The organism is Streptomyces sp. NPDC006872 (assembly GCF_040635845.1).
In the GTDB taxonomy this organism is placed as follows: Bacteria; Actinomycetota; Actinomycetes; order Streptomycetales; family Streptomycetaceae; genus Streptomyces.
On the sequence record NZ_JBEYIL010000011.1, the window covers coordinates 290,312 to 306,583 of the forward strand.

General features: G+C 71.7%; 15 protein-coding genes. 6 read left to right on the top strand and 9 right to left on the bottom strand.

Annotated features, from left to right (window positions below):
- Nucleotides 1-25: 25 nt before the first annotated feature.
- The 5 genes from ABZ725_RS31175 to leuA all read right to left on the bottom strand — a co-directional run bounded on the left by ABZ725_RS31175 (nt 26) and on the right by leuA (nt 6,876).
- The gene (locus tag ABZ725_RS31175; protein ID WP_358805834.1) at nt 26-736 is read right to left on the bottom strand and encodes a response regulator transcription factor; all 711 of its coding nucleotides are present in this window, start codon (nt 734-736) and stop codon (nt 26-28) included.
- On the bottom strand, nt 733-1,953 hold the full coding sequence (locus tag ABZ725_RS31180) for a histidine kinase (protein ID WP_358805835.1): 1,221 nt from the start codon (nt 1,951-1,953) through the stop codon (nt 733-735). The genes ABZ725_RS31175 and ABZ725_RS31180 overlap by 4 nt, the downstream gene beginning before the upstream one ends.
- A gap of 55 nt (nt 1,954-2,008) precedes the next feature.
- Nucleotides 2,009-4,078 carry an MMPL family transporter gene (locus tag ABZ725_RS31185; protein ID WP_358805915.1) on the bottom strand — a complete coding sequence of 690 codons (2,070 nt, stop codon included), beginning with the start codon at nt 4,076-4,078 and terminating at the stop codon, nt 2,009-2,011.
- Nucleotides 4,079-4,272: 194 nt separating this feature from the next.
- Complete coding sequence (locus tag ABZ725_RS31190) at nt 4,273-4,968, bottom strand: TerB family tellurite resistance protein (protein WP_358805836.1); 696 nt, start codon at nt 4,966-4,968, stop codon at nt 4,273-4,275.
- Between the two features lie 186 nt (nt 4,969-5,154).
- Nucleotides 5,155-6,876 (bottom strand): 2-isopropylmalate synthase, encoded by a 1,722-nt coding sequence (gene leuA, locus ABZ725_RS31195; RefSeq protein ID WP_358805837.1) that lies wholly within the window; start codon nt 6,874-6,876, stop codon nt 5,155-5,157.
- Between the two features lie 332 nt (nt 6,877-7,208).
- On the opposite strand from leuA, the gene ABZ725_RS31200 reads away from it, so the two are divergent.
- From ABZ725_RS31200 to ABZ725_RS31210, 3 genes are all read left to right on the top strand, one after another.
- On the top strand, nt 7,209-8,279 hold the full coding sequence (locus ABZ725_RS31200; RefSeq protein WP_351917732.1) for a M4 family metallopeptidase: 1,071 nt from the start codon (nt 7,209-7,211) through the stop codon (nt 8,277-8,279).
- Nucleotides 8,280-8,340: 61 nt separating this feature from the next.
- The gene (locus ABZ725_RS31205) at nt 8,341-8,607 is read left to right on the top strand and encodes a protealysin inhibitor emfourin (protein WP_351917731.1); all 267 of its coding nucleotides are present in this window, start codon (nt 8,341-8,343) and stop codon (nt 8,605-8,607) included.
- A 70-nt stretch (nt 8,608-8,677) separates the two neighbouring features.
- A complete protein-coding gene (locus ABZ725_RS31210; protein ID WP_358805838.1) occupies nt 8,678-10,000 on the top strand; it encodes a GH1 family beta-glucosidase in 1,323 nt (440 codons plus the stop codon).
- 16 nt (nt 10,001-10,016) lie between these two features.
- Here ABZ725_RS31210 and ABZ725_RS31215 read toward each other — a convergent pair whose 3' ends face one another.
- Nucleotides 10,017-10,871, bottom strand: coding sequence for an NAD(P)-dependent oxidoreductase (locus ABZ725_RS31215; RefSeq protein ID WP_351917727.1), 855 nt, complete (start codon nt 10,869-10,871; stop codon nt 10,017-10,019).
- A 136-nt stretch (nt 10,872-11,007) separates the two neighbouring features.
- On the opposite strand from ABZ725_RS31215, the gene ABZ725_RS31220 reads away from it, so the two are divergent.
- Nucleotides 11,008-11,856 carry a helix-turn-helix transcriptional regulator gene (locus ABZ725_RS31220; protein ID WP_358805839.1) on the top strand — a complete coding sequence of 283 codons (849 nt, stop codon included), beginning with the start codon at nt 11,008-11,010 and terminating at the stop codon, nt 11,854-11,856.
- 9 nt (nt 11,857-11,865) lie between these two features.
- Here ABZ725_RS31220 and ABZ725_RS31225 read toward each other — a convergent pair whose 3' ends face one another.
- Together ABZ725_RS31225 and era are read right to left on the bottom strand one after the other, a co-directional pair.
- On the bottom strand, nt 11,866-12,282 hold the full coding sequence (locus ABZ725_RS31225) for a cupin domain-containing protein (RefSeq protein WP_358805840.1): 417 nt from the start codon (nt 12,280-12,282) through the stop codon (nt 11,866-11,868).
- Nucleotides 12,283-12,552: 270 nt separating this feature from the next.
- Complete coding sequence (gene era / locus ABZ725_RS31230; protein WP_351917721.1) at nt 12,553-13,506, bottom strand: GTPase Era; 954 nt, start codon at nt 13,504-13,506, stop codon at nt 12,553-12,555.
- Nucleotides 13,507-13,680: 174 nt separating this feature from the next.
- Here era and ABZ725_RS31235 point away from each other — a divergent pair, with 174 nt between their 5' ends.
- Entirely contained in the window at nt 13,681-14,991 is a 1,311-nt protein-coding gene (locus ABZ725_RS31235) for an ammonium transporter (protein WP_358805841.1), read from the top strand.
- Nucleotides 14,988-15,326 carry a P-II family nitrogen regulator gene (locus tag ABZ725_RS31240; protein WP_351917717.1) on the top strand — a complete coding sequence of 113 codons (339 nt, stop codon included), beginning with the start codon at nt 14,988-14,990 and terminating at the stop codon, nt 15,324-15,326. The genes ABZ725_RS31235 and ABZ725_RS31240 overlap by 4 nt, the downstream gene beginning before the upstream one ends.
- Here the strand turns inward: ABZ725_RS31240 and ABZ725_RS31245 are convergent.
- On the bottom strand, nt 15,220-16,260 hold the full coding sequence (locus tag ABZ725_RS31245) for a DUF916 domain-containing protein (RefSeq protein ID WP_358805842.1): 1,041 nt from the start codon (nt 16,258-16,260) through the stop codon (nt 15,220-15,222). The two genes, ABZ725_RS31240 and ABZ725_RS31245, sit on opposite strands and share 107 nt — an antisense overlap.
- Between the last annotated feature and the right edge of the window lie 12 nt (nt 16,261-16,272).

Below are 16,272 nucleotides of genomic sequence, written 5' to 3' on the forward strand. Positions count from 1 at the left end.
CGGCAATGCCGGCCGGGACGGCCCGTCACGTCCTTCCCGGGGCGACCAGCCCCGACTCGTAGGCCACGATGACCAGTTGGGCCCGGTCCCGGGCGCCCAGCTTGCCCATGATCCGGCTGACGTGGGTCTTCGCGGTGAGCGGGCTGAGGCCCAGCGCCTCGGCGATCTCGGTGTTGGTCAGGCCCCGCGCGACCAGGGCGAGCACCTCGCGCTCCCGTTCGGAGAGCCCTTCCGGGCCGCCCGCGACGGGCGGCCCGGAAGGGCTGCGCAGGAAACGGGCGATCAGCCGGGCCGTCGGTCCGGGCGACAGCAGCGCCTCACCGGCGGCGACCGTGCGGATGGCGTCCAGGAGGTCGGCGGGCCGGGTGTCCTTCACCAGAAAGCCGGAGGCGCCCGCGCGCAGCGCCTCGACGATGTTCTCGTCGGTGTCGTAGGTGGTCAGGACGAGGACGCGGACCCCGGCCAGCTCCTCGTCGGCGGCGATCAGCCGGGTCGCCTCGATGCCGTCCAGATCGGGCATGCGGATGTCCATCACGATCAGGTCGGGGCGGGTGTCGCGGGCCAGGGCGACCGCCTCCCGGCCGGTGCCGGCCTGTCCGACCACCGCCGTGTCCGACGCCGACTCGACGAGCATCGCGAACGCGGCCCGGACCAGCGTCTGGTCGTCGGCGAGCAGCACCCGGATCGGACGCGCATCGGTCACCGGGTCGTTCCGGTCGTTCCGTGGGACGCTCATCGGACGGCCTCCGTCGGCAGTACGGCACGCACCTCGTAGCCCTTCCTCTCGTCGTCCCTCGGCCCGGCCTCCAGTGTGCCGCCCACACTGCGCGCCCGTTCGCGCATCCCGACGAGTCCGAACCCGGGCGGGCCCGCGCCGGCCCCCGCCCCGTCGTCGGTCACCGTCACCCGCAGGGCGCCCTGCTCCTCGTGCACCCGCACACCGACGGCGAGGTCCTCCCGTCCGCCGTGCCGCACCGCGTTGGTCAGCGCCTCCTGCACGATCCGGTAGGCGGCCGCGCCCACCGCGGGCGGCACCTCCCCGGCCCCCACCGAGAGCTCGACCTCGGCGCCCGCCGCGCGGGCCGTCTCGGCGAGGTCGGGCAGACCGTGCAGGCCGGGCAGCGGCCCCCGCGCGTCGGGGGCGTCGTTCTCGCGCAGCACCTCCAGCGTCGTACGGAGCTCGCCGCGCGCGTTGCGGCAGGTGCCGGCGATGTCGTCCAGGGCCTTGGCGACGGCCGCGCGGTCGAGCCGGTCGGGGTCCGCGGCCAGGACATGGGCGGCGACAGAGGTCTGCACGCCGATCAGGGTGATGGTGTGGGCGAGCAGATCGTGCAGGTCACGGGCGATGCGCAGGCGTTCCTCGGCGACCCGGCGGCGGGCCTCCTCCTCCCGGGTGCGTTCGGCGCGCTCGGCGCGCTCGACGATGGCGGCGAGGTACTGCCGGTAGTAGCGGGCGCTCATCCCGCAGAAGAGGACGGCGACGACCCAGCCGGAGATCCGCAGCACCTCCAGCACCCCGTCGGGCTTGATGAGGCCGTTGATGATCAGCGTCAGGCTCAGGACGGTGGCGCCGGTGAGCAGCGTGCGGCGGGCCGTGCCGCTCGCCGCGACCGTGTAGAGCGCCACCATGGTCGCGGGGACGGGCGCGGCGTGGTCGTTGTCGAGGGCGTGGTACGGGACGACGCAGGCCACCACCGCGAGCAGCACCGCCAGCGGGCGGTGGCGGCGCCGGGCGAGTGGCACGTGCGCGGTGAGGAGCAGCGTCCAGCCGAGCGCGTCGGGCCGCAGCCCGTCGCTGCCGACGAGGGCGAGGGCGGCGGCGAGGGCGGCCGTCGCCGCGGCCAGCAGCGCGTCGTTGCGGGTGCGGTGCGGGGCGGTGCAGGGGTCGCGGTGGACCACCGCCATGATCCGCTCGCCCCGGCGGTGCCGCGCCGTTGTCGTGGTTGCCTGCACGGGACCATCCTGCGGCACACGGGCGCCTCTCCGGGAGGGAGGGGCGCCCGTGTGCTCACGCGAACTGCCGCTCATGGTCGGCCGGTTCGGGTTCCGGCGCCCGGGACAGCTTGCCCGGCCACCACACCCGCCGGCCCAGCGCCACGCTCGCGCTGGTGACCAGGTAGGTCCGGACGAGGAACGTGTCCAGCAGCACGCCCACCGCGATCACGAAGCCCAGCTCGACGAGTTGCACGAGCCCCATGTTCGTCAGCACGGCGAAGGTCGCGGCGAGGACGAGGCCGGCCGAGGCGATGACCCCGCCGGTCGTGCGCAGCGCGCTCAGCGCGGCGGCCGCGGGCTCGGCGCCGCGCATCGACTCCTCCCGCATCCGGTGCATCAGGAAGATGCCGTAGTCGACGCCGAGGGCGACCAGGAACACGAAGGAGAGCAGTCCGAGCCCCGGATCCGTGCCCTCGAAGCCGAACACCGGCCCGAACAGCAGCCCGCCGAGGCCGAGCGCCGCGCCCCACACCGCGACCACGGCGGCGACCAGCATCAGCGGCGCGACCAGCGAGCGCAGCAGCACGATCAGGATCAGCAGGACGGAGACGAGGACGATCGGCACGACGACGAGCCGGTCGCGGGCGTTGGCGTCGACCAGGTCGATCTGCTGGGCGCTGGGCCCGCCGACGTAGGAGCCGGTCAGCCGGTCCCGCAGGTTCTCGATGGTCGCCGTCTCGGCCGCCGACTGCGGAGGTGCGGCGGCGGTCACCGCGATCTCCGTCCACCCCCCGCCGGTGCGGCCCGCGCGGGCGTCGGCGACGCCGTCCGTGTCCCGGATCGCGGCGAGCGTGGCGTCGGCCCGGCCGGCCGGGGTCATGACCTCGATGGGCTGGGCGGACTGCTCCGGGAAGGCCGTCGCGAGGGTCCGCATCGCGGTGACCGACTCGGGCCGGTCGACGAAGGAGTCCTGCTGTTTGACCGCGCCGGGCAGGTTCAGCGCGCCCAGCGCGAGCGCCCCGAGCAGGACGGCGCCCGCCGCGAGGACGGTCCGCGGGCGCCGTCCGGCCGACGTGCCCATCGCGGAGAACAGCGACCGGCGCACCTTGGGCACGGAGCCGTAGGCGGGCACCAGCGGCCAGAACACCCGGCGGCCCAGCAGCACCAGGAGCGCGGGCAGCAGCGTCAGCATGGCGAGCAGCGCGCACAGCACGCCGACGGTGCCGAGCGGGCCCATCCCCCGGTTGGAGTTGAGGTCGGCGGCGAGCAGGCACAGCAGTCCGGCGGCGACGGTCCCGGAGGAGGCGAGCACGGCGGGCCCGCAGCCGCGCAGCGCGGCCGCCATCGCGTCGTGCGGCCGCTCCACGCGCCGCAGCTCCTCCCGGTACCGGGAGACCAGCAGCAGGGCGTAGTCCGTGCCGGCGCCGAAGACGAGGATGGTCATGATGCCCGAGCTCTGCCCGGAGACGGTCGTTCCGAAGGCCTGGTTGAGGCCGTAGGCGACGCCCATGGACAGGAAGTCGGCGATCGCGGCCACGACGAGCGGCACGAGCCACAGCACCGGGCTGCGGTAGATGACGATCAGCAGGAGCGCGACGACGCCGACGGTGGTGTAGAGCAGCGGCCCGCCGAGCGACTCGTACACCTTGCTCGCGTCGGTGGCCAGTGCGCCGGTCCCGCCCACCTCGACCGTCAACCCGCCGTCGCTGTGGGCGACTCGGCGGACGTCGTCGACGAGGGCGTCCCGCTTGGCCTCGTCCGTGCCGGGCTCGTTGGTGGCGACCGGGTACATCAGCGTGGCGCCGTCGGCGGACGGGACGCCCTCGGGGGTCCCGGTCAGCGCGTGGTCCCCGGCGATCTGCGCGACCTGCTCGCGGGCCGTCGTGCGGTCGGCGGCGGTGAGTCCGCCGTCGCGGTGGTAGACGAGGACGAGTTCGGTGCTCTCGCCGCCGGGCAGCTGCTCCTGGAGCTTCGCGACCCGGGTCGAGTCGGCGCTCGCCGGCAGGTAGTCGGTGACCCGGTCGTGCTGTACGTCGGCGAGTTTGGCGGCGAACGGCGAGGCGAGCGCGAGCACGCCCACCCACAGCGCGAGCATCAACCAGGGCACAGCCCTGCGGACGCTCCTCCGCTTCCCGGCCCCCATGACATCTGCGGCCCCCATGAGACGGGCCCTCCCTTCGGCACGGCTGTCTGGATACGTTCTCCAGACTCCCGGCGGGAAGGGGCCGGTACGTCGCGCCCGAGGGCGAGTTCGGGGGTACTGCCGGGGGTGGCCGGACGGCCGCGTTACTCCCCAGGGAGTATCCGGGGGGAGCCGGGGGGTGTCAGGAGGGGGTGTCAAGAGGGGGTGCGGGCCGCCACCAGGAGCCGGGTCACGTCGTCCGCGCAGATGGTCAGGGCCGCGCCCACCGTCGCGAGGACCTCTCGCTCGGACGGGGTGTACGGGCCGTCCGCCAGGGCGATGCGGGCGCCCTGCAGCAGGATCGATTCTCGTCCTACCGGAGCGAGGTGCGGGGCGAGCGGGTCGAGGGCCTCGTGGAGCTCTATGGCGAGGCCGGCGCCGTACGGCTCGCCGTAGCTGCGGCCGGTGTCGGCGGCGAGGGCCTCGACGAGGGCCGCGAGCTGTTCCTCCGTGCAGTCGGCGAAGCCGGCCGCGCGCACCGCGCCCGCCGCCGCCTCCAGGGCCGTCCGGGCGCAGGTGCCGCCCGCGGACAGGACCGCGAGGGCGACCGTGTGGACGGCGTCGCGGAGCATCGCCGAGAAGCGCACGGTGGTGGGGTGGTCGAGGACGTCGGTGCCGAAGTGGCGGCGGCAGGCCGCGCACTCGACGACCGGGCCGGTCTCGCCGCGCGGCACGACCGGCACGCCGAGGACGGTGAAGCGGCGCTGCCCGGTCAGCCGCTGGTAGTTGCGGTCACCGCCGCAGCCCGGGCAGAAGAACTCGCCGTCGCCCATGGGCGTCCATACGGTGCGGGTGCCCAGGATGCGCGCACGCCTGGTGACACGGCCGTCTCGTCCCCGTCCTGGCAGCACGTCGCACCTCCGCGTAATGCCGCGGCAACATCGCCGCGTCTGCGTGATGTTAGCCACAGGTAAGAGGTGCAGTCAGCACTCTGGACGAGACCTTTCCGTGACCTCTACGGAAGGGTGGCTGATAAACGACGGGGCCCTGACCGCCGTATACAGCGGTCAGGGCCCCTAAACCACCGGTCAGGGCGGTCAGCGGGTCGCGCGGTTGACGGCGGAGACGACCGCCTTCAGCGACGCACGCGTCGTGTTCGCGTCGATGCCGATGCCCCACAGGACCTTGTCGCCGATCGCGCACTCGATGTACGAGGCGGCCTGCGCGGAGGCGCCCTCGCTCATCGTGTGCTCCTGGTAGTCCAGCAGGCGTACGTCGATGCCGACGGACTCCAGGGCGTTGAAGAAGGCCGAGATCGGACCGTTGCCGGTGCCGGTCAGGACCGTGTCCTCGCCGTCGACCGTGGCCTCGACGGTGAGGGTGTCCACGCCGTCGGTGTCGGTCGTCGACTGGCCGGTGCGGACCTGGATGCGGCCCCAGGGGTTCTCCGGGTTCGGCAGGTACTCGTCCTGGAAGACGGCCCAGATGGCGCTGCCGGTGACCTCGCCGCCCTCGGCGTCGGTCTTGGCCTGGATCAGCTTCGAGAACTCGATCTGCATCCGGCGCGGCAGGTCCAGCTTGTGGTCGTTCTTCAGGACGTACGCGATCCCGCCCTTGCCGGACTGCGAGTTGACGCGGATCACGGCCTCGTAGGAGCGGCCGACGTCCTTCGGGTCGATCGGCAGGTAGGGGACCGCCCACTCGATGTCGTCGACCGTGACGCCCTTGGCGGCCGCGTCGGCCTCCATCGCGTCGAAGCCCTTCTTGATGGCGTCCTGGTGGGAGCCGGAGAAGGACGTGTAGACCAGGTCGCCCACGTACGGGTGGCGCGGGTGGACCTCCATCTGGTTGCAGTACTCCCACGTACGACGGATCTCGTCGATGTCGGAGAAGTCGATCTGCGGGTCGACGCCCTGCGAGAACAGGTTCATGCCCAGGGTGACCAGGTCGACGTTGCCGGTGCGCTCGCCCTGGCCGAACAGACAGCCCTCGACGCGGTCGGCGCCGGCCATCAGCGCCAGCTCGGCCGCCGCGACGGCCGTGCCGCGGTCGTTGTGCGGGTGGACGGAGATCACGACGTGCTCGCGGCGCGAGACGTTGCGGCTCATCCACTCGAAGCGGTCGGCGTGGGTGGAGGGCGTGGAGCGCTCGACGGTGGCCGGCAGGTTCAGGATGATCTCGCGGCCCGGACCGGGCTGGTAGACGTCCATCACCGCCTCGCAGACCTCCAGGGCGAAGTCCAGCTCGGTGTCGGTGAAGATCTCCGGCGAGTACTGGTAGCCGAACTCCGTCTCCGGGCCCAGCAGCTTCTCCGCGTACTCCATGACCAGCCGGGTGCCGTCGACGGCGATCTGCTTGATGTCGTCCTTCGAGCCGCGGAAGACGACGCGACGGAAGACCGGCGCGGTGGCGTTGTACAGGTGCACGGTGGCGCGCCTGGCGCCCTTCAGGGACTCCACGGTCCGCTCGATCAGGTCCTCACGGGCCTGGGTCAGCACGGAGATCGTGACGTCGTCCGGGATCGCGCCCTCTTCCTCGATGATCGAGCGCACGAAGTCGAAGTCGGTCTGGCCGGAGGCCGGGAAGCCGACCTCGATCTCCTTGTAGCCCATCTTGACCAGCTGGTCGAACATCCGGCGCTTGCGCTCGGGCGACATGGGGTCGATCAGGGCCTGGTTGCCGTCGCGCAGGTCGGTGGAGAGCCAGCGGGGGGCGACGGTGATCCGGTTGTTCGGCCAGGCGCGGTCGGCGATGTCGACCTGCTCGTACTGTCCGTACTTGTGGATCGGCATGTGGCTGGGCTGCTGGCGGTTCGCCATGGTGCGGTGGCTCCTCAGAATGACCGGAAGTGTCCGGACGGAAGGACGGCCGACACGCAACACCAAGCTCCGCGGGGAGGGAGTCGGCCTCGACTACAGGCCCTCGCCGCGGCAGCTAAGGAGAAGCAGCCCGAAATGCATAGTGCTCTGCACTGTAGCCGAGCCCCCTGTGCCGCGCGGGTCCGTATCAGTATGCGGGACCACCGGAACCAATGGTGCGAAACGTGCGCCATACCACTCAAAGCCATGGATCGGCCATGTTTGTCACCGTTTTTCACCGATCATGGTTGCCGATGGTGACACCGACATCACGCAGTGCAAGGGTGCCGGACATGACGACTCACGGGGGCTTCGAGCCCGTCTTCTGCACCGTCGTACCGCCGCACATCCTCGACCGGCTGGCGCGCAGCGACAACCCCGCTCTCGCCGGCCCCGCCCAGCGCACCCTGCTGCGCGACGGCGAGCTGCGCACGCTCCGCCAGGTGACCACGGAGTACCGTCTCGCGGCCGTCCCGACCGCGAAGGCGCCGTCGGACCAGCCGCTGCGCACGATCTACGACGCCGAGCACGGCACCTCGCTGCCCGGGACCAAGGTCCGCGGCGAGGGCCAGGACCCCGGCCGGGACGCCACCGTCAACCGCGCCTACTCCGGCCTCGGCGCCACCTTCGACCTGTTCCTGAAGGCCTACCAGCGCCACTCGATCGACGGCGACGGCCTGCCGCTCGACGCCACCGTGCACTACGACGAGGGCTACAACAACGCGTTCTGGAACGGCGAGCAGATGGTGTTCGGCGACGGCGACGGCGAGATCTTCGTCGACTTCACCAACTCCATCGACGTCATCGGGCACGAGCTGGCCCACGGCGTCACGCAGTACACGGCGAACCTGACCTACAACGGTCAGCCGGGCGCCCTCAACGAGTCGATGTCCGACGTCTTCGGCTCGCTCATCAAGCAGTACTCCCTCGGCCAGACCGCCGCCGAGGCCGACTGGCTGATCGGCGCGGAGCTGCTCGCCCCGGACGTCACCGGCAGCGCCCTGCGCTCCATGAAGGCCCCGGGCACCGCGTACGACGACGACGTCCTCGGCAAGGACCCGCAGCCCGCGACGATGGACGACTACGTCCGCACCGGCCGCGACAACGGCGGCGTCCACATCAACTCGGGCATCCCCAACCACGCGTTCTACCTGGCCGCCACCGCCCTCGGCGGCTACGCCTGGGAGAAGGCCGGACAGATCTGGTACGACGTCCTGACCGGCGGCGAGCTCGGCGAGCGGGCCTTCTTCACCGACTTCGCGGGGCTCACGGTGAAGGCCGCGCGCGAGCGCTTCGGCGACGGCGGGGAGGAGCTCCAGGCCGTGGCCAAGGCGTGGGAGCAGGTGGGGGTGCGGATTCTCTGAGTCCGCGGCGCGTTCTCCGAGTGCGTAGCGCATTCTCCGAGTCCGTAATAGACAGGGACCCATGCGTATTCAGGTAGCACGCACGGGCGGGTTCGCGGGCATCGAGCGCAGCGCCGGGGTGGACACCTCGGGGCGGCCCGATGCCCGTGAGTTCGAGTCGCTGGCGGAGCGGGTCCTCGCCGCCGGCCACCGCTCCCGTCCGGTCGGGGTCCCGGACGGGTTCTCGTACGAGATCACGATCGACGGGAAGACGGTGCACGCGGCCGACCCCGGACTCACCGAGGAGCAGCGCAGGCTGATCTCGCGGGTGCTGAAGGAAGGCGCCTGACCGGGCGGGCAACCGGCACTTCCCGCTGGGGCGTTGACTTCCTTACCCATCGGTAAGGATGATCCCGCCCATGGCGAACGATCCGCGCGACGCGGCGCACCCGATCCCCCAGTTCCCGGCCGGCTTCCTGTGGGGTGTGTCCACCTCCGCCCACCAGATCGAGGGCGCGGTCGACGAGCGCGAGCCGTCCGTCTGGGACACGTTCACGGCCGAGCCGGGGCATGTGAAGGACGGCTCGACGGCGGCGGTGGCCTGCGACCACTACCACCGCTACCGCGAGGACGTGGCCCTGCTCAAGGGGCTCGGCGTGGACGCCTACCGCTTCTCGATCTCCTGGCCCCGGGTGAACTCCCCCGGCGGCCTGGACTTCTACGACCGTCTCGTCGACGAACTGCTCGCGGCCGGCGTACGCCCGGTCCCCACCCTCTTCCACTGGGACCTGCCGGCCCGACTCGACTGGCTGGAGCGGGACACCGCCGCCCGGTTCGCCGAGTACGTGTCGGTGGTCGTCGGCCGCCTCGGCGACCGGGTGAAGAAGTGGATCACGATCAACGAGCCCGCCGAACACACCCTGCTGGGCCACGCCCTCGGCACCCACGCCCCCGGCAAGCAGCTCCTGTTCGACGCGCTCCCGGCCGCCCACCACCAGTTGCTGGGGCACGGCCTCGCCGTCCAGGCCCTGCGCGCGGCCGGCGCCACCGACATCGGCATCGCCAACTCGCACGGCCCGACCTGGCCGGCCTCCCGGGAACCCGCCGACCTGGAGGCGGCCGCGTTCTACGACCTCCTGCTGAACAGGCTGTTCGCGGAGCCCGTCCTGCTCGGCGAATACCCGGACGGGCTCGGCGAGTTGATGCCGGGGGACGTGGCCTCCGACCTGAAGACGATCTCCGAGCCGCTCGACTGGTACGGCGTCAACTACTACGCCCCGACGAAGGTGGGCGCCCCGCAGGGCGCCGAGATCGAGTTCGGCGGGATCACCATCCCGGCCGAACTCCCCTTCTCCGTCCAGCAGATCGAGGGCGTCCCGGTGACGGACTTCGGCTGGCCGGTGGTCCCCGAGGGCCTGACCGAGCTGCTGACGACCTTCAAGGAGCGCTACGGCGACCGCCTCCCGCCGGTCGTCATCACGGAGAACGGCTGCTCCTACGAGGGCGTCGACGACCAGCAGCGCATCGCCTACCTGGACGGCCACCTCCGCGCCCTGCACCGGGCGGTCGAAGCGGGCGTCGACGTGCGCGGCTACTTCGTGTGGTCGCTGCTGGACAACTTCGAGTGGGCGGAAGGGTACGCGCGCCGCTTCGGCCTGGTCCACGTCGACTACGAAACGCTCCAGCGCACCCCGAAGGCGTCGTACGCCTGGCTGCGGGACGTCCTTCGGACCCAGAGGTGACGACGGCGGCGCCGGACTACAGCGCCCCCGCGGCCCGGGCCGCCCAGACCGACGGGTAGATCGGCCGGAAGCCCAGGTCGCGGCGGATGCGCTCGCTGGACATGACCCCGAACCACGGGTCGGGGTCGGTCCGGGTGTGCAGGTCGGCGGGCGCCTCGACACCGTTGAGCGCGTGCAGTTCGAGCGCCGTGACGGGGGCGTCGTCGGCGATGTTGTAGAGCGGGCCGCTCACCGCCGGCGCGTACAGGAGGCGCAGCAGCCCCTGGGCGACGTCGGCGTGGTGGGCCATCTGCAACCGCTGGACCGACGCCCAGTTCGCCGCCCAGAGCAGGGACTGCGCGAGGTGCGGGTCGCCTTCCCCGTAGACGAAGGGCAGCCGGCCGATCCGTACCTCGATCCCGTCCAGCGCGAGCAGTTCCCGCTCGGCCGCCGCCTTGGACTCGGTGTACGCGCCCCACATCTCGCCGCCGGGCCGGCTCTCGTCGTCCTCGGTCATCGGACGCCCCCGCCCGGTGCCGTACACCAGACCCGTGCTGACCTGCACGAACCGCCGTACCCCCGAGGTCTGCGCGGCCCGCCCCAGAGCCACCGCCGCATCCCGGTTGACGGCCCACGCCTCCTCGTCCGGCACACCCCGGAAGGACGCCGCGACGTTCACCACCGCGTCCGCCCCGGCCACCGCCTTGCCGAGCGCCTCCTCGTCCCGCAGATCCCCCACCACGACCTCGGCGCCCAGCTCCGCGAGCCGCTCCCCGCGCTCCGCGTCGCGCACCAGCACCCGCACCGTCTCCCCGGGCGCGCGCTGCGCCAGCAGCCTCGGCGCGAACCGCTTGCCGACCTGTCCTGTCGTACCCGTCACCAGTGTCAACATGATCTTCTCCTCGCGATCATCGAGCTCGATCCGGCGTCTCCACCCTGGGCGGGATCCCGGGCGACCGGGAGAGACCTGTCGATCGGGGGATCGGCAGACCCTGGATAAGCCGGGCGCACTCCCGCAGGCTGGAGGCGTGAACCGACCCGAGCTCGCCGACTTCCTGCGCCGTGGCCGCGCCCGGCTGACCCCGCCGGACGTGGGCCTGACGGCCGGCCCCCGGCGCCGTACGCCGGGGCTGCGCCGCGAGGAGGTGGCACAGCTGGCGGGCCTGTCGGTGGACTACTACACCCGGCTGGAGCAGCGCCGGGGCCCGTGCCCGTCCCGTCAGACACTGACCGCGCTGGCCCGCGCGCTGCGGCTCACCGCCGACGAGCGCGACCATCTGTTCCACCTGGCCGGCGAGGAGCCCCCGCGCCGGGAGACGGCGTCGGCGCACGTCCCGCCCGGTCTGATGCTGATCCTGGACCGGCTGCACGACACCCCCGCGCAGGTGGTGACCGACTGCGCGGAGGTGCTGGCCCAGAACGCGATGGCGCGGGCCCTGACCCTCGACGTGATGTCCCGCCCCCGGCGGGAGCGCAATCTCGCCCGCCGCTACTTCCTCGACCCGAGCGCGCGTGAGCTCTTCCCCGAGGAGGACCGGCCGGAGCACGCCCGCGCGGTCGTCGCCAACCTTCGCGCGGTGACCGCGGCCCGCCCCGACGACCCGGAACCGGCCGCCCTGGTCGCCGAACTACGCGCCGGGAGCAAGGAGTTCGCCCGTCTGTGGGAGGAACACGAGGTCGCCCTGCGCCACCGGGCGACGAAACGCTTCCGGCACCCCCTGGTGGGGCTGCTGGACCTGGACTGCGAGGTCCTGCTCAGCCATGAACACCACCAGCTCCTGGTCATCCACACGGCCCGCCCGGGCACTCAGGCGCATGAGCGGCTGCAGTTGCTGAGGGTGGTGGGCCTGCAGGATCTCGCGCCGCACGGCGGGTGAGGCGCGTCCTCACCCGCGCGAGGGGTCGAAACGCAGGTGGCGTCGTTCGGCCAGCTCATCCGCGCTGAGCACGGTCAGCAGCGGGGTGCCGGGCGGCGCGAACATGGTCACCACAATCTGCGACTGCGCGTCCGCGAGGTTGTTGCCGCCCTGGTAGTGGACGACGTCGCCGCCGGGCTCGAACACGGCGTCACCGGCCTTGAGCACCCGGGGCGGCTGCCCTTCCAGCTCGAAGAGGACCTCGCCCTCGGTCACATAACCGAAGAGCGGCCCGGGGTGCCGGTGCGGGGGCGCGCCCGGGTCGCCGGGCGCCAGGGTGATCTTGACGCTCCGCGCCTCGGCGTCGGCCGGAATGCGTGCGCCCGCCCCCGGCATGGTCGTGATGACCTCGACGCCCGGGGGCAGATGCGTGTGCTCGGCACTCATGTGTTCCTCCAGCAGAAAAGACTGTCTGCAGTAACGACAGGAACACCCTGTTGTTTGTGACGCCGTCGTCGGTGCCGCCGTAGTCGGTGCCGCCCCGCTCAGAAGCCCAGCTTGCGGAGCTGCTTCGGGTCGCGCTGCCAGTCCTTGGCGACCTTCACATGCAGGTCCAGGCTGCATCAACGTGCGGCTACCGCCGCGCGGCGGGCGTGCCGAGGAGCGCCTCGATCTGCTTGCAGGACTCGCTGCCGACGCAACAGCCCTCCGCGAACCCTAGAAGCCCAGCTTGCGCAGCTGCTTCGGGTCGCGCTGCCAGTCCTTGGCGACCTTCACATGTAGGTCCAGGAAGACCGGCGTGCCGAGGAGCGCCTCGATCTGCTTGCGGGACTTGATGCCGACGTCCTTGAGGCGCTTGCCCTTCGGGCCGATGATGATGCCCTTCTGGCTGGTGCGCTCGATGTAGATGTTCGCGTGGATGTCGAGCAGCGGCCGGTCCGCCGGGCGGTCCTCGCGCGGCAGCATCTCCTCGACGACCACCGCGATGGAGTGCGGGAGCTCGTCCCGTACGCCCTCCAGCGCCGCCTCGCGGATCAGCTCGGCGACCATGACCTGCTCGGGCTCGTCCGTCAGATCGCCCTCGGGGTAGAGCGGCGGGCTCTCCGGCAGCATCGGGATCAGCAGATCGGCCAGCAGTTCGACCTGCTGATCGCCGACCGCCGAGACCGGCACGATCTCCGCCCACTCGAACCCCAGCTCCTTGCCGAGCTGATCGAGCGCGATGAGCTGCTCGGCGAGCGTCTTGGAGTCCACGAGGTCGGTCTTGGTGACGACCGCGACCTTCGGGGTCCGCTTGATCCCGGCCAGCTCCTTGGCGATGAACCGGTCGCCGGGGCCCAGCTTCTCGTTGGCCGGCAGGCAGAAGCCGATGACGTCGACCTCGGCCCAGGTGGCGCGCACGACGTCGTTCAGTCGCTCGCCGAGCAGTGTGCGCGGCTTGTGCAGACCCGGGGTGTCGACCAGGATCAGCTGCGCCTCCGGGCGGTGCACGATGCCCCGCACGGTGTGCCGCGTGGTCTGCGGACGGTTCGAGGTGATCGCCACCTTCTTCCCGACCAGAGCGTTCGTGAGGGTGGACTTGCCCGCGTTGGGGCGGCCCACGAAGCAGGCGAAGCCGGCGCGGTGAGGGGCCTCGGCCGGCTGCTCGGATGACTGGTTACGAACGCTCATGCCGCCCATTCTCCCTGATCCACCAAGCCCCGCCGCACACACGAGCGGCAGCACCCCCCGCGGTGAGCTCCCGGAAACCTCCACGCAACGAAACGTCACGGAAACACACCTGTACGCGACCGGAAACCGGGACCGGTGACCCTCTGACGAGCCCCCCGCATCGTTGGAGACCCCGTGACTCTGGCCGCCGCCCAAGCGAACACCGGCGACACCGCCTGGCTGCTCGCCGCCACCGCCCTCGTCCTGCTGATGACCCCGGGCCTGGCCCTCTTCTACGGCGGCATGGTCCGCACGAAGAGCGTCCTCAACATGCTCATGATGAGCTTTGTCTCGATCGCGCTGGTCACGGTCGTGTGGCTGACCGCCGGCTACTCCCTCGCCTTCGGCGACGACGCCTTCGGCGGTCTCATCGGCGGCCTGGAGCACGCGGGCATGGCGGGCATCGGCCCGGACAGCGTCCAGGGCACGGTCCCCACCCTCCTCTTCGCCACCTTCCAGCTCACCTTCGCGATCATCACGGCCGCGCTGATCAGCGGCGCGATCGCGGACCGGGCGAAATTCGGGGCGTGGCTGGTCTTCGTACCCGTCTGGGCGCTGCTCGTATACGTTCCCGTCGCCCACTGGGTCTGGGGCCCGGGCGGCTGGATCCTGGACGGCCTGGGCGCGCTGGACTTCGCGGGCGGACTGCCGGTCGAGATCACCTCCGGCGCCTCCGGGTTGGCGTTGTGCCTGGTCCTGGGCCCGCGGCTGGGCTTCAAGAAGGACGCGATGCGGCCGCACAACCTGCCCATGGTCATGCTGGGCGCGGGTCTGCTCTGGTTCGGCTGGTTCGGCTTCAACGCGGGCTCGGCCCTCGGCGCGAACGGCCTCGCGGCCGCCGCCTTCCTCAACACCCTCGCCGCCGGCTGCACCGGCCTGCTGGGCTGGCTCTTCGTCGAGCAGCGGCGCGACGGCCACCCGACGACGCTGGGCGCGGCCTCCGGCGCGGTCGCGGGCCTGGTGGCCATCACCCCGTCCTGCGGTTCGGTCTCGCTGCTCGGCGCGCTGGTCGTCGGCCTCGCCGCCGGCGTCGTCTGCTCCTACGCCGTGAGCTGGAAGTTCAAGCTGAACTACGACGACTCCCTGGACGTCGTCGGCGTCCACCTGGTCGGCGGCGTCATCGGCACGCTCCTCATCGGCGTCTTCGCGGTGGACACCATGACCGGCGGCGCGGAGGGCCTCCTCTACGGCGGCGGACTCGCCCAGCTCGGCAAGCAGCTCGTCGCGGTGATCGTCGTCGCCGCGTACGCCTTCCTCGTCACGTACGGCATCGGCAAGCTGCTCGACAAGGCGATCGGCTTCCGGGCGGACGAGGACCACGAGCACACCGGCCTGGACCTTACGGTGCACGCCGAGACGGCATACGATCACGGCGTCCTGGGCCACGGCGCCCCGGTCAGCGCGTCCGTCCTCCCCTCCGCTCAGAAGGTCAAGCCCCAGGCATGAAGCTCATCACCGCGATCGTCAAGCCCTACCGCCTCGACGAGGTCAAGACGGCCCTGCAGGAGCTCGGCGTGCATGGCATGACCGTGACCGAGGCCAGCGGCTACGGCCGGCAGCGCGGCCACACCGAGGTGTACCGGGGCGCGGAGTACCAGGTCGACCTGGTGCCCAAGGTCCGCATCGAGGTCGTCGTCGACGACGCGGACTCCGAGGCGGTCATCGACGCGATCGTCAAGGCCGCACAGACGGGGAAGATCGGCGACGGAAAGGTGTGGGCACTGCCTGTCGAGACGGTCGTTCGGGTCCGGACGGGCGAACGCGGCCCCGACGCGCTCTGACCAACAGCACCCCCGCCAGCACGCCCGCCACGAACACCACCGTCACCACCAGCCATGGCACCGCCACGAACGACGCCGTCGCCGACTCCTTCGTGTCTGTCGCGGTGGCCGTCAACTTCACGTCCGCCCAGTCGAGTTGGGGGGCGCCCTGCCAGCGTTCGGTGAGATGGACCCGTTGGCCCGGGAGCAGCTGGGACGGGATCTTGGTGAGGTCCCGGGTCAGAAGGGTGCGGCCGAAGAGCCCCTGCGCCTTCAGTTCCACCTTCGGTTCGAGGGTGACGTTGCCGGTGTTGTGCAGGGTGTAGGAGATCGTCGCCGTGCTGTCGCCCAGGCCGGGGACCAGTGGCTGGCGGTGGCTGATGCGGACGTCCTCGACGGCGAGCCCGGGGAGCGTGGGACCGCCGACCGAGAGGTAGACCCGGGCGGCGACCGCCCGCTGTACCCCGAGTGCGACGCTGCCGCCGCCGTCGGCGACGCGTTCGTCGAGGGCGACGATGGCCCCCGGATGGTCGCCGGGCTCGGCGCCCTCGGGCACCCGGACGGTGAACGGCACGGTGAGCGTCTTGCCGGCGGGCACGGTGACCCGTTCCTCGGGCAGCTCGGCCCACGCGCCCACGCCGAGCATCCGCTCCCCCAGCGACTTCACGGCGAACCCGCCGTCGCGCTCGGTGTTGTAGGCGTCGGCCGCGTACAGCCGGAAGGTGAGGGGCTCGGCCGTCTTGTTGGCGAGGACGACCTTGTCCTCGATCGTCTGCCCCGGATCGGCGGAGACATAGAAGTAGGGCCGTGCGGCGACGGCCGAGGAGACCGGGTAGACGGACCAGCTGCCGTTGTCGGCGGCGCGGGCGGACGGCGCGGCGAACAACAGACACACGAGGAACGGCAGCAGGAGTGGCAGAAGGAGTGGCTGAAGGAGGACGTACGGCTTGCGCATGGGTGCGGACCC